We start from the raw sequence: 13018 nt of genomic DNA, 5'->3' as shown, positions 1-13018 counted from the left end.
GCTGCTGGCTGCAGGGAAAAAGAAAAGCCCGCGCATTGCGCGGGCTTTGTGTTTCACGGTTTGGCCGGACCCGGTTTATTCCTGTGGAATAACCCGCAGGTGAAGCTCCCGCAGCTGCTCGTTTTCCGGCAAGCTGGGTGCCCCCATCATCAGGTCTTCAGCACGCTGGTTCATCGGGAACAGCATCACTTCGCGGATGTTTTCCTGATCGGCCAGCAGCATCACAATCCGGTCGATCCCGGCGGCACAGCCACCGTGCGGCGGGGCGCCGTAATGGAACGCGTTGAAAAGCGCGCCAAAGCGGTTCTTCACCTCGTCTTCGCCGTAGCCTGCCAGTTCAAAGGCCTTCAACATGATCTCTGGCTTGTGGTTCCGGATCGCACCTGACACCAGCTCATAGCCGTTACAGGCCAGGTCATATTGGTATCCCAGCACGTTGAGCGGATCGCCGTTCAGTGCGTCCATACCGCCCTGCGGCATTGAGAACGGGTTGTGTTCAAAGTCGATCTTGCCGGTTTCCTCGTCGGCTTCGTAGATCGGGAAATCGACGATCCAGGCAAAGGCAAAACGGTCCTTGTCCGTCAGGCCCAGCTCGTCCCCGATCACGTCGCGTGCACGGCCCGCAACCTTTTCAAAGGCTTTCGGCTTGCCACCCAGGAAGAAGGCCGCGTCGCCCACGCCCAGACCCAGTTGCTGACGGATCGCCTCGGTGCGCTCCGGGCCGATGTTCTTGGCCAGCGGGCCAGCCGCTTCCATGCCTTCGCCCTGATCGCGCCAGAAGATATAGCCCATGCCTGGCAGACCTTCCTGCTGGGCAAACTTGTTCATCCGGTCGCAGAATTTGCGCGAGCCGCCTTTCGGCGCGGGGATGGCGCGGATTTCGGTGCCTTCGTTTTCCAGAAGTTTTGCAAAGATTGCAAAGCCGGACCCGGCGAAATGCTCGCTCACAACCTGCATCTTGATCGGATTGCGCAGGTCCGGTTTGTCGGTGCCATACCAAAGCGCCGCGTCCTTGTAGGAGATCTGCGGCCAGTCAGTGTCGACCTTGCGCCCCCCGCCGAACTCTTCAAACACGCCCTGCAGCACGGGTTGAATGGTGTCGAACACGTCCTGCTGGGTCACAAAGGACATTTCCATGTCGAGCTGATAGAAATCGGTGGGCGAACGGTCGGCGCGCGGGTCCTCGTCGCGGAAACAAGGTGCGATCTGGAAGTATTTGTCAAAGCCCGCCACCATCATCAGCTGTTTGAACTGCTGCGGCGCCTGGGGCAGCGCGTAAAACTTGCCGGGATGCAGGCGCGACGGCACCAGGAAGTCACGCGCACCTTCGGGCGAGGAGGCGGTGATGATCGGGGTCTGGTATTCGCGGAAATCCGCGTCCCACATGCGTTTGCGCATCGAGGCCACCACGTCCGAGCGCAGTTTCATGCTTTGTTGCATCTGTTCGCGGCGCAGGTCGAGATACCGGTATTTCAGGCGGGTTTCTTCCGGGTATTCCTGGTCGCCGAACACGATCAGCGGCAGTTCCCCCGCGTCGCCCAGAACCTCAAGGTCACGCACGAAAACTTCAACTTCGCCGGTCGGGATCTTGTCATTGACCAGATCCGCGTCGCGCGCTTTCACGTTGCCATCGATGCGAATGCACCATTCCGACCGCACTTTTTCCATCTCGGCAAACACCGGGCTGTCCGGGTCGCACAGAACCTGGGTCACGCCATAATGGTCGCGCAGGTCGATGAACAGAATGCCGCCATGGTCGCGGACACGGTGGACCCAGCCGGAAAGGCGAACGGTGTCACCTACGTTGGATTTGTTAAGCTCGGCGCAGGTATGGCTGCGATATGCGTGCATGTTACGGCCTTTCATCGGCAAAATCGGATCGGTGCCCGCAGGGTTCGGGCAAAGGTGTCATGCGCTGTAAAACGCGTCTTTGCCGATACACAAGGTTGCGCCGCGCTTGTCAAGCAAACTGGTTGAAATGGGGGCATTCCGGGGCCCAAATTGCCGGGGTTGCCCCGCGCAGCGCATTGGTCAGGCGGATCTCGGTTGCGCCTTTCAGGTCATGTGGTGTCAGAACGGCCTCGGTGAGGGCGCCCGTCGTCAGGCGGTTTTGCCGATAGATGCCGGGCAGGCAGCCGGAGGAAAGTGGCGGGGTCAGGACCTCGCCGTTGGGTCGGGTCAGTTCGATATTGGTGATGGTGCCTTCGCAGATCTCACCGCGTTCGTTCAGGAAAATCCATTCGTCAATGCCGTCAGGCAAGGCCGCGCGCGCGTCGTTGTAAAGGGCGCGCCGGGTGGTTTTGTGCAAAAGCCACGGATTGTCCGAGCGCAGCCGTTCCGGGTGGATTGCAAAGCGCCAGCTGGGGACTGAGGCGGGCAGGGGGGCTGTGGTCAGATCCAACCTGCCGTCCTGCGCAAGGGTCAGCCGCGCGCGCAGGGGCTCGGGTGCGGTTTGCGATGCCAAGAGGGCGCGCGCCTTGCCCTCATCAAAGGGAAACCCAAGCCATTGCGCAGACCGCGCCATCCGCGCCATGTGCAGGTCCAGCCGCGCCACGCCCGCAGGCCCAAGCGCAAAGGTTTCAATCAGCTCTGTTCCATCTGGAACGCTTCCGCAAACCGTGCTTTCCATAGGGCTTCCTCATATTCCGACCCGCTTGTGCTGTCCCACACGACCCCGCCGCCCACATTCAGGCGGGCCTGGCCGTCTTCGACCATCAGCGTGCGGATGGCCACGTTGAAACTGGAGGCGCCATCCGGGGCGGCCCAGCCGATCGTGCCACAATAAATGTCGCGCGGATCCGGCTCCAACCCGCGCAGAATTTCCATCGCGCGGATTTTCGGCGCACCGGTGATTGAGCCGCAGGGGAACAATGCGCGCAGGATATCGGACAGCTGCACCCCCTCTGCCAGCTCGGCCGCCACGGTCGATACCATCTGGTGCACGGTGGCATAGCTTTCCACGCAGAAGAGTTCCGGCACATGCACCGATCCGGGTCTGGCCACGCGAGAGATGTCGTTGCGCAGGAGGTCGACGATCATCAGGTTTTCGGCGTTGTTCTTTTCATCCGTGATCAGGAAATCGCGGTTGGCGCGATCCTGCGCCGGGTCCTCCGAACGCGGCTGGGTGCCTTTCATCGGCCGCGTTTCAATGCGCCCGGCGGCGGTGGTGCGGAAAAACAGTTCGGGCGAACGCGAGAGGAGCGCGGGCAGCCCGTCTTGTTCCACCAGCGCCCCATGCAGCACCGGCTGGCGTGTCATCAGGGCGGCGTAAAGCATCGCCGGATCGCCATGCACCGTGCTGTCAATCGGGAAGGTCAGGTTGGCCTGATAGATGTCCCCCGCGCCAATGGCGTCATGCACCTGTTCAAAGGCGTGGCGATAGCGCGTTTCGTCCCAGCGGGGGGAAAGCGTGCCCAGCCCGACATCCCGTCCGGCCCGGCCCATGGGCAGGTCTTCGGCAGGCGCGGGCCCGTCATAGACACCAAAGCGCAACAGTGGCAGGCGGCGGTTTTCCGGCAGAAGCGGTACAAGTTTCGGTTCAAGCACATAGCCCAGCTCATAGCTTGCATATCCGGCCAGCCACAGCCCTTCCGCCCGTGCGCAATCCAGCGCGTCAAGTGCTGCGGGCACCTCGGCCGGGGTTGTCGCCTCGATCATGCGGATCGGGCGGGTGAACTGGCAGGGTCTTCCCGCCTGACCCCGGTCATGACAAAACTGGTCGAACCTGATCTGCACCCGCGGTGTCCCTTTTGCTGGTTGTGCTGCTGTTTAAGCGGTGTGCGCCAAAGGGCGCTGTTGTGAAGGCCATGTATAATCCCCGTCGCAGGGAGGGAAGGGCAGAATGCGCCACTTCAGTGAAGTTTTACGCGCCGTTGCGCCTTCCCCCCTGCCACATGCCCGCATTTGCCCCTCAGACCCGGTCTTTCGCAAACAAACTGCGCAAACCTGTCGCGCAGACGTAATGAGGGCTTGCACAACATCTTTCGATCACTATAACGCAGGACAATTTGCGCGCGGGACAGACTCGTGCCTATACTCTGCCTTGACCTGCCGAAGGGGGATCCCATGCCGAAAAGAACCGATATCAAATCCATCATGATCATCGGGGCGGGCCCCATTATCATTGGCCAGGCCTGCGAATTTGACTATTCCGGTGCCCAGGCCTGTAAAGCCCTGCGCGAGGAAGGGTATCGCGTCATCCTGGTGAACTCGAACCCGGCGACGATCATGACCGACCCGGACATGGCGGATGCGACCTATATCGAACCGATCACCGCCGAAGTGGTTGCCAAGATCATCGAGAAGGAACGCCCCGATGCGCTTTTGCCGACGATGGGCGGGCAGACCGGTCTGAACACCGCGCTGGAGCTTGATGACCTTGGCGTGCTGGACAAGTTCAACGTGGAACTGATCGGCGCCAAGCGCGATGCGATTGAAATGGCAGAAGATCGCAAACTGTTCCGCGAAGCAATGGATCGTCTGGGCATCGAAAACCCGCGCGCGACCATCGTCACCGCGCCGACCAATGACAAGGGTCAGGCGGATCTGAATGCCGGGGTGAAAATCGCGCTGGAAACGCTGGATGACATCGGCCTTCCCGCCATTATCCGCCCCGCCTTTACCCTGGGCGGCACCGGGGGGGGCGTGGCTTATAACCGCGAGGAATACGAACATTACTGCCGCACCGGCATGGATGCCTCGCCGGTGAACCAGATCCTCGTTGATGAAAGCCTTCTGGGCTGGAAAGAATATGAGATGGAGGTGGTGCGCGACACTGCCGACAACGCGATCATCGTCTGCTCGATCGAAAATATCGACCCGATGGGCGTGCATACCGGTGACAGTATCACCGTGGCCCCTGCGCTGACGCTGACCGACAAGGAATACCAGCTGATGCGCACCCACTCGATCAACGTGCTGCGTGAGATCGGCGTGGAAACCGGCGGATCCAACGTGCAATGGGCGGTAAACCCGAAAGATGGCCGCATGGTGGTGATTGAGATGAACCCGCGCGTGTCGCGCTCCTCCGCGCTGGCCTCAAAGGCGACCGGTTTCCCGATTGCCAAGATCGCTGCGAAACTGGCCGTGGGCTATACGCTGGATGAGCTGGACAATGACATCACCAAGGTCACGCCCGCCTCGTTTGAGCCGACCATCGACTATGTGGTTACCAAGATCCCGCGCTTTGCGTTTGAGAAATTCCCGGGCTCGAAGCCGGAGCTTACCACCGCGATGAAATCGGTGGGTGAGGTCATGTCGATCGGCCGCACCATCCATGAAAGCCTGCAAAAGGCGCTCGCCTCGATGGAAACCGGCCTGACCGGCTTTGACGAGATCGAGATCCCCGGCGCGCCGGACCATGCCGCCCTGATCAAGTCGATTTCCGAGCAGCGCCCCGACCGGATCCTGAAAATCGCACAGGTGATGCGCCACGGGCTGAGCAATGAGGAAATCCAGCGTGTGACCGCGTTTGATCCGTGGTTCCTTGCCCGGATCCGTGAAATCGTCGATGCCGAGAACGCGGTGAAAGACAGCGGGCTGCCCTCGGATGCGGCGGGCCTGCGCAAGCTCAAGATGCTGGGCTTTACCGATGCGCGTCTGGCCAAGCTGACCGGCTTCAAGGAAACCGACGTGCGGGGTGCGCGCCGCAAGGTCGGCGTGAACGCGGTCTTCAAACGGATCGACACCTGCGCCGCTGAATTTGAAGCGCAGACGCCTTACATGTACTCCACCTACGAAGCGCCGATGATGGGCGACGTGGAATGTGAGGCCCGCCCGTCGGACCGCAAAAAGGTTGTCATTCTGGGCGGTGGTCCGAACCGGATCGGTCAGGGGATCGAGTTTGACTATTGTTGCTGTCACGCTTGTTTCGCGCTGACTGGGGCGGGTTATGAAACCATCATGGTCAACTGTAACCCGGAAACCGTGTCGACCGATTACGACACCTCGGATCGCCTCTATTTCGAACCGCTGACCTTCGAACATGTGATGGAAATCCTGCGGATTGAGCAGGAAAACGGCACGCTGCACGGCGTCATCGTTCAGTTTGGCGGCCAGACGCCGCTGAAGCTCGCCAATGCGCTGGAGGCCGAGGGCATTCCGATCCTGGGCACCACGCCCGACGCGATTGACCTTGCCGAAGACCGCGAGCGGTTCCAGGCGCTGGTGAACCAGCTTGGCCTGAAGCAACCGAAAAATGGCATCGCCGCCACGGATGCTCAGGCGCTTGAAATCGCAGGGGAAATCGGCTTCCCGCTGGTGATCCGCCCGTCCTATGTACTGGGTGGCCGCGCGATGGAGATCGTGCGCGACATGGCCCAGCTGGAACGCTACATCGCTGAGGCCGTGGTGGTGTCGGGTGACAGCCCGGTTCTGCTGGACAGCTATCTGTCCGGGGCGGTTGAAGTGGATGTGGACGCGCTTTCGGATGGGGAAAAGGTCCATGTGGCCGGTATCATGCAGCATATCGAAGAGGCCGGCGTGCACTCGGGCGACAGTGCCTGTTCGCTGCCGCCTTACTCGCTGTCGGCTGAGATCATCGCCGAGCTGCGCCGACAGTCCGAAGCCCTGGCGCTGGCCCTCAACGTGGTCGGTCTGATGAACGTGCAGTTTGCCGTGAAAGACAATGAGATCTACCTGATCGAAGTGAACCCGCGCGCCTCGCGCACAGTGCCCTTTGTGGCCAAGGCCGTCGGCAGCCCGATTGCCACCATCGCCGCACGGGTGATGGCGGGCGAAAAGCTTGATGCCTTCGATCTGGTCAATCCCGAGATCGACACCTTTGCGGTGAAAGAGGCCGTGCTGCCCTTTGCCCGTTTCCCCGGCGTCGACACGCTGCTTGGGCCGGAAATGCGTTCCACCGGTGAGGTGATGGGCGCGGACAAAAGCTTTGCCATGGCGTTCCTCAAGGCCCAGATGGGCGCCGGCACACATCTGCCGACCGAGGGCAAGGTCTTCCTGTCGATCAAGGAAAGCGACAAGACCGGGCAGCTGGTGGAAACCGCCAAGATGCTGAAAGATCTTGGGTTTTCGATCATCGCCACCTATGGCACCGCCAAGTTCCTCAAGGAAAATGGCATTGAGACCGAAGAGGTGAACAAGGTTTATGAGCCGGGTCGCAACATTGTCGACCACATGAAAGACGGCGATGTGCAACTGGTGATGAACACGACCGAAGGCGCGCAATCGGTGAATGACAGTCGCCAGATGCGCAATGTCGCCCTGATGGATAAGATCCCCTATTTCACCACGCTGGCCGCGTCGCACGCCGCTGCACGCGCGATGAAAGCGCGGGTCGAGCGTGAGATCGAGGTGGCGCCGCTTCAGGCATAACGCCCCTTTCCAAAACAAGAAAAGCGCCGTTCATCCGGGCGGCGCTTTTGATTTCGCGCGGGGTTTTGACGTGCTTAAAGCGTTTCGGGATAGGCTTGAGACACATGTTTATTCCGAAACGCCCACGGCATTGATATCTCTTGCAGCGTGTTGGGGCATGTCGACCCTGTTCAGCTCCTGTTCATTCCCCTGTCGCCTCCCCGTCATTCAGATGGGCAAAGGGGCGATGGCTGTCTTTGGATTGGCTCAGCAGGTCCATCGACAGGCGCAACCACTGCCAGCATTTATCCGCGACCGCCTCGGTTTCGGGCTGGCGCCCGATGCTGGCAATCACCCGGCCCAGATCCACGAAATGCTCCATCCGCAGAGTGCGTGTTTCCAGCTGCCCGCGCAGGGTGCTCAACACCTGTCGGGCCTCCTGATCCATGGTTTTCGGGAGGTGGGTGTTTTCGATTTCCGCAGTGATGCTGTTTAACAGGCTGAGCAGCCGGTGATGCTGATCTTCCGGCAGGTGCCGGGGTTTGACCGGGTCATGGCGGGCAAATTTCAGGCGCAGCGCAACCAGGGTATGATCAATCTCATCCCGCAGATGGTTCAGGTTTCCCACGTCTTTCAACAGCGGGATTTCGGGGCGGGTCAGATGGGACAAAAGCTGAATACCCAGCGCGTCCGCAGCCGCCAGCACCTTGTTCACATAGGCCAGCTGCGCCCGCAAAGGATCGCGGCCCTTCTGGTGCACGTCTTCATCCAACGCCTGCCGGAACCCCTGTTCCATCCGCAAAAACGCCGTGTCATCATCCCCTGTCGGGTCAGGATAAGGAGGTTCCATCTTGCCTCTCGCTTACCAACCCTCGCTGAGGTCAGCGTAGAATGTGACGGGAGATGAGGCAAGGGGGATCTGCTTGGGGTTGATTGTCTGAAAAAGCAATTTCGCTTTCCTACTCGCATAGATTGAGTATGATGTGGGCCGGTTAGAGATGAGGGTGCCATGGGTGACGTGCTGAAAGATCTGATGGACGCGGCGAACAACCGGATCCGTAGCCCGTTTTTGGGATCAATCCTCTTTGTGTTTCTGGTGGTGAACTGGCGCCCCCTGTTCAACCTGCTGTTCGGGGATAGCCCGGTGCTGGTGCGGTTGGCGCATTTTGACAATGTGACAACGTGGGAGTCGCTTTATTTGTGGCCTGTCGTCGGGGGAGTGGTATTTGCTCTGGCGAGTCCATGGTTGAGATACGCCGGGGCATGGGTGGCAAAAAAGCCTGTCGCGCATCTCAAACAGTTGCAGGATGAGGCGGCGCACCAGCACCAGATCGCGGATATTCGCAGGGCTACTGAGCTTGAGGAAAGACGTGCAGCGGAAGAGGAGGCGCGTGAACGCCGCAAAATTGAGGCGGCGAAGCGTGAGAAAGAGGCTGAGGAAGTTGGGGGTGAGGAGCTAGTTGAACAACTCCTGAATGACGCAGAAGGAAAGCTTGAAAGAAAATCCATTAAGGAATCTGAGCTTGTGGTTGGCGCCGTGGGATTGTTAGTGGATGTAGCTGGATCAAAATCTGGGGAGATAATGCTGACCACCAATCCAAGTAATCAAACGTTCCTTAAGCGTTCAGAAAGTCCCGTTGCCAAGATTGGGGATGCGGCTCTTAGACAGTTGAGTAGGAAAGAACACTTGGCAACTTCTCATTATGTTGACCAATTGGTTCAAATTGGATTCTTGAAACCAATTCATAAAGATTTTTCGGCGCCAATAAAAATGATCCAATACTACCAAATTACCCACGAAGGGCATGAGGCAGCTGATCGCTTTTTAACGAAGATCAATTCAGTCGTCCGAGGAGCTTAGCTGTATTTCTCACCGCAACCCCCCCCAAAGGTCATACTCCCCAGCCTCATCCACCTCGACCGAGACGATCTCGCCGACCTGCAACCCTTCGGTGCCCTCGTCGATGAACAGGTTTCCGTCGATCTCTGGCGCATCCGCCTTGGTGCGGCAGGTGGCGATGCCGTCTTCGTCGATGTCGTCCACGATCACATCCATGGTCTGGCCTACTTTCGCGGCCAGTTTCGCCTCGGAAATTGCCTGGGCTTTCTCCATGAACCGTTCCCACCGGTCCTGTTTGACCTCGGCAGGCACGTGATCGGGCAGGTCGTTTGACCGCGCCCCGTCAACATTTTCATATTGAAAACACCCAACCCGATCCAGTTGCGCGTCGTCCATCCAATCCAGAAGGGTCTGAAACTCGGCCTCGGTTTCGCCGGGATAGCCGACGATAAAGGTCGAGCGCAGGGTGATGTCCGGGCAAATGCCGCGCCATTCGGCAATCCGGTCCAGCGTGCGTTCTGCGGCCGCCGGGCGCGCCATGCGCCTCAAGGTATCGGGGTGGGCGTGCTGGAACGGAATATCGAGATAGGGCAGGATCAGCCCGTCCGCCATCAGCGGGATCAGCTCGCGCACATGGGGGTAGGGATAGATGTAATGCATCCGCACCCACAGATCGTGGCCCGCCCCCAGATTGCTTTTCAGCGCCCCAAGGTCGCGCGCCAGATCGGTGATATGCGCCCGATGCCCGCGTTCCTCTGCGTGTTTGATATCCACCCCATAGGCGGATGTGTCCTGCGAAATGACCAGCAGTTCCTTGACGCCTGCCTCCACCAGCTTTTCCGCCTCGCGCACCACCGCATGGGCCGGGCGCGACACCAGGCGCCCCCGCATGTCGGGGATGATGCAGAATTTGCAATGGTGATTGCAGCCCTCGGAAATCTTCAGATAGCTGTAATGGCGCGGGGTCAGCTTCACGCCCGACGCTGGCAGCAGATCCACAAACGGGTCCGGCGCGGGCGGCACCGCCCCATGCACCGCGTCCAGAACCTGCTCATATTGATGCGGGCCGGTCACGGCCAACACGCTGGGATGGGTGCCGCGGATGTAATCCTCTTCCGCCCCCAGACAGCCGGTGACGATGACACGCCCGTTTTCCTTCAGCGCCTCGCCAATCGCCTCAAGGCTTTCGGCCTTCGCACTGTCCAGAAACCCGCAGGTGTTCACGATCACCGCATCCGCCCCGGTGTAATCCGGGCTGATCGCATAACCCTCGGCCCTGAGCCGCGTCAGGATCCGCTCACTGTCCACCAGCGCCTTGGGGCAGCCCAGGCTGACCATACCAATCTTCGGCTGCCCCTCGCGCACGGGATCGGTGATCCGGGCTTTCGGGGCAAGGTCAGGGCGCAGGTTCGGAGGGTTGATCGCATCAGTCATGGCGCGCGGTATACCCCGCTATGCCTGCCCTGACCAGCCTTCCAGAACATAAGTTGCAAGGAGGGAGAACGCCAATCCGATCGGCCCACCATCCTTATATGATGCGCGACGTTTCCACGTCACGCTGTTTCAACACAATGTGGAAACGCTTCAGCGAAACAGTGTCGACCCCCACAACAAGACAACTCCGCGCCGCCGACACCGAAATCGGTTGCGCAGTGATTTCTGAAAGATCATTCCGGTTTCGGCACATGTTGATCCAGCATGATCGTGTTGCCATCAGGATCGGTAATCAGCAGATGATCCGGGCCGTCCGCACCGGGCGCGGCCGGACGGGTGGGGGTGATCCCCACCTCCTGCAACATGGCCTGAATTTTTCGAATATCATCAAACTCTTCCGCGCTTACGCCAGGGGCCGACCAGCCCGGATTGAACGTCATCATGTTCTTTTCAAACATGCCCTGGAAAAGCCCGATCACCGTGCCGCCACTTTCCAAAATGACCCAGTTCTGATCCATGTCACCGCCGATCTGGCGAAACCCAAGCGCCTGATAAAAGGCCAGGGATGCGGCGATGTCCTTCACCGCGAGGCTCAGGGAAAAGGTGCCAAGCTGCATAACACACCTCCTTCGTGTCAGGCTCCCCCATCCTATCACAAATCCCCCGCCGCCGTCTTTTTCTTGCCGGAAATACCTCGGGGGGCCGAAGGCGGGGGCAGAGCCCCCTCAGGGCTTGCCACAAAAAAAGGCGCGGGATATGCCCACGCCCTTTCCAGATACAGTTGAAACCAGAGCTCTTATCGTTTGCGATCGCGACGCGAGGACATCGGCTGGAATGCCACCCCCACATGGGCCTCGCAATAAGGTTTGCCCTGCTGAACAGGCAGCCCGCAGAACCAGAATTCTTCGGTGGCCGGGTCACCGATGGGCCATTTGCAGGTCTTCTCGGTCAGTTCCATCAGGCTCAGCTTCTTGGCGCCCTTCTCGATCTCGTTCACCTTGGCCAGCGCCTCGGGGCTGACCTCATTGGCCGAGGGTTGGGGCGGAAGGGGCTGACCTGCGGGAATGATCGCCTTGCGGGCGGGCAGGGCCGGTTTTTCTGCGGCGGGCGCTGCTGCAGGTGCGTCTGCTTCAGCCGCCGCTTCTTTCTTGGCGGCGGGTTTGGGCTTCGGGGCCGCCTTCGCTTTGCTTGCGGCGGGTTTTGCCGCCGGTTTTTCCTTGGCTGCTGGTTTGGCTGCCGGTTTGGCACCACCGCTGGTGCGGTTCGACAGGCCCAGACGGTGTACTTTGCCAATCACCGCGTTGCGGGTCACGCCGCCCAGTTCCTTGGCGATCACCGAGGCCGATTGCCCCTCACCCCACATCTTTTTCAGAATTTCAACGCGTTCGTCGGTCCAGGACATGCAGTTTCCCGTCTTTCGGTCTGATTGGGCAGATACACCCGGTGAATTCACGAAGGCTTATATTAGCCACAAGCGCGCCGGATACAAGACGTCACACGAATCAATTTCTGCGACGTGGCGCACGGGCCTCGCGTCCGGCAAGGATCACCCCTCCGGCAATGATAATCCCTGCCCCAAGCAGGGATGTGGCGGCGGGGATCACGGAAAATCCGATGAAGTCGTAAAGACCCGCAAAGATCAGCGTGGCATATTGGAACGGGGCGACGAAACTCGCATCTGCCCGCTTCATGCCCTGGATAAAGGCGGCTTGCGCCGTGGCCATCATGGTCCCCAGCGCGGCCAGCGCCAGCCACTGCGCGCCATTGGGCCACTGAAATGTCCCGCTGGCCCAGATCCAGAACACCGCGCCGCTTGCAATGGTGCAGCCGATTGCATTGTTGAACCACAGGATCTGAAGCGGGCTTTCCCGCCCGGTCAGCCGCTTGATCAGGGTGATTTCGAACCCCATCGCAAAGGCGGCTGCAAGTGCGAGCAGCACCGCCGGGTGAAACCCGCTGCCGCCGGGTTGCACCAGGATAAGCGCCCCGGTCAGGGCAATCGCCGCCGCCCCCCAGCGCCATATCCCCACCCGCTCGCCCAGCAAGGGCACCGCCAGCATCATGGCAATGATCGGGTTCAGGAACGAGATTGCCGTGGCGTCCGCCAGAGGAATGAAGGTCACCGCCGCAAACATCAGCGAAATCCCCAGCCAGCCTGCGGCAGAACGCGCCACATGCAACTGCCAATGCACCTGGTGAAAGCCCGGACGCAGCGCCAGCACGGCCCCTGAAATGGCAAGGAAGGCAAACAGAAACCGTCCATGGCTGATCTGCAGCGGATGGAGCGGCGCGCCCAGATGATCCTGCCCCACCAGCTTGGCCAGCAGGGTTGTGCCCGCAATCAGGGCCGAGGCGACAAGGATGAAGGCAGCCGCAGCTACCGGGCTCTCGGGCTGCTGCGGGGTCTGGCGCGTTTTCATGACCTCTCGCTTA

10 protein-coding genes are annotated in these 13018 nt (G+C 60.2%); 2 read left to right on the top strand and 8 right to left on the bottom strand.

Features of this window, described 5'->3' with window-relative positions:
- Nucleotides 1-75: 75 nt before the first annotated feature.
- The 3 genes from aspS to AKJ29_RS09960 form a co-directional block, all read right to left on the bottom strand.
- Complete coding sequence (gene aspS / locus AKJ29_RS09970) at nt 76-1851, bottom strand: aspartate--tRNA ligase (RefSeq protein WP_055190347.1); 1776 nt, start codon at nt 1849-1851, stop codon at nt 76-78.
- A 109-nt stretch (nt 1852-1960) separates the two neighbouring features.
- Nucleotides 1961-2629: an aminotransferase class IV family protein gene (locus tag AKJ29_RS09965; protein WP_055190345.1), complete on the bottom strand. Its 669-nt coding sequence runs from the start codon at nt 2627-2629 to the stop codon at nt 1961-1963.
- Nucleotides 2584-3735 carry an aminodeoxychorismate synthase component I gene (locus AKJ29_RS09960; RefSeq protein WP_055190343.1) on the bottom strand — a complete coding sequence of 384 codons (1152 nt, stop codon included), beginning with the start codon at nt 3733-3735 and terminating at the stop codon, nt 2584-2586. The genes AKJ29_RS09965 and AKJ29_RS09960 overlap by 46 nt, the downstream gene beginning before the upstream one ends.
- 330 nt (nt 3736-4065) lie before the next feature.
- On the opposite strand from AKJ29_RS09960, the gene carB reads away from it, so the two are divergent.
- Entirely contained in the window at nt 4066-7332 is a 3267-nt protein-coding gene (gene carB, locus AKJ29_RS09955) for a carbamoyl-phosphate synthase large subunit (RefSeq protein ID WP_055190341.1), read from the top strand.
- A gap of 181 nt (nt 7333-7513) precedes the next feature.
- On the opposite strand, the gene AKJ29_RS09950 is transcribed toward carB, so the two are convergent.
- Entirely contained in the window at nt 7514-8161 is a 648-nt protein-coding gene (locus tag AKJ29_RS09950) for a hypothetical protein (RefSeq protein ID WP_055190338.1), read from the bottom strand.
- A 159-nt stretch (nt 8162-8320) separates the two neighbouring features.
- On the opposite strand from AKJ29_RS09950, the gene AKJ29_RS09945 reads away from it, so the two are divergent.
- Nucleotides 8321-9172 (top strand): hypothetical protein, encoded by an 852-nt coding sequence (locus AKJ29_RS09945; RefSeq protein WP_055190336.1) that lies wholly within the window; start codon nt 8321-8323, stop codon nt 9170-9172.
- Nucleotides 9173-9181: 9 nt separating this feature from the next.
- Here the strand turns inward: AKJ29_RS09945 and rimO are convergent, their stop codons facing one another.
- The 4 genes from rimO to AKJ29_RS09925 all read right to left on the bottom strand — a co-directional run bounded on the left by rimO (nt 9182) and on the right by AKJ29_RS09925 (nt 13005).
- Entirely contained in the window at nt 9182-10585 is a 1404-nt protein-coding gene (gene rimO / locus AKJ29_RS09940) for a 30S ribosomal protein S12 methylthiotransferase RimO (protein WP_055190334.1), read from the bottom strand.
- Between the two features lie 233 nt (nt 10586-10818).
- A complete protein-coding gene (locus AKJ29_RS09935) occupies nt 10819-11202 on the bottom strand; it encodes a VOC family protein (protein WP_055190332.1) in 384 nt (127 codons plus the stop codon).
- Nucleotides 11203-11381: 179 nt separating this feature from the next.
- Nucleotides 11382-11987: a GcrA family cell cycle regulator gene (locus AKJ29_RS09930; protein ID WP_055190330.1), complete on the bottom strand. Its 606-nt coding sequence runs from the start codon at nt 11985-11987 to the stop codon at nt 11382-11384.
- Between the two features lie 100 nt (nt 11988-12087).
- A complete protein-coding gene (locus AKJ29_RS09925; RefSeq protein ID WP_055190567.1) occupies nt 12088-13005 on the bottom strand; it encodes a DMT family transporter in 918 nt (305 codons plus the stop codon).
- Between the last annotated feature and the right edge of the window lie 13 nt (nt 13006-13018).

It is taken from the genome of Aliiroseovarius crassostreae, assembly GCF_001307765.1.
GTDB classification, from domain to species: Bacteria; Pseudomonadota; Alphaproteobacteria; order Rhodobacterales; family Rhodobacteraceae; genus Aliiroseovarius; species Aliiroseovarius crassostreae.
Note: the sequence above shows the minus strand (reverse complement) of the source record. Positions and strands in the feature narration are given on the sequence as shown.

Excerpts from the sequence above, each read along its gene's own strand:
- AKJ29_RS09965 (WP_055190345.1), bottom strand. The coding sequence starts at position 2,629 with ATGGAAAGCACGGTTTGCGGAAGCGTTCCAGATGGAACAGAGCTGATT.
- AKJ29_RS09950 (WP_055190338.1), bottom strand. The coding sequence starts at position 8,161 with ATGGAACCTCCTTATCCTGACCCGACAGGGGATGATGACACGGCGTTT.
- AKJ29_RS09930 (WP_055190330.1), bottom strand. The coding sequence starts at position 11,987 with ATGTCCTGGACCGACGAACGCGTTGAAATTCTGAAAAAGATGTGGGGT.
- AKJ29_RS09945 (WP_055190336.1), top strand. The coding sequence starts at position 8,321 with ATGGGTGACGTGCTGAAAGATCTGATGGACGCGGCGAACAACCGGATC.
- AKJ29_RS09925 (WP_055190567.1), bottom strand. The coding sequence starts at position 13,005 with ATGAAAACGCGCCAGACCCCGCAGCAGCCCGAGAGCCCGGTAGCTGCG.
- rimO (WP_055190334.1), bottom strand. The coding sequence starts at position 10,585 with ATGACTGATGCGATCAACCCTCCGAACCTGCGCCCTGACCTTGCCCCG.
- carB (WP_055190341.1), top strand. The coding sequence starts at position 4,066 with ATGCCGAAAAGAACCGATATCAAATCCATCATGATCATCGGGGCGGGC.
- AKJ29_RS09935 (WP_055190332.1), bottom strand. The coding sequence starts at position 11,202 with ATGCAGCTTGGCACCTTTTCCCTGAGCCTCGCGGTGAAGGACATCGCC.
- aspS (WP_055190347.1), bottom strand. The coding sequence starts at position 1,851 with ATGCACGCATATCGCAGCCATACCTGCGCCGAGCTTAACAAATCCAAC.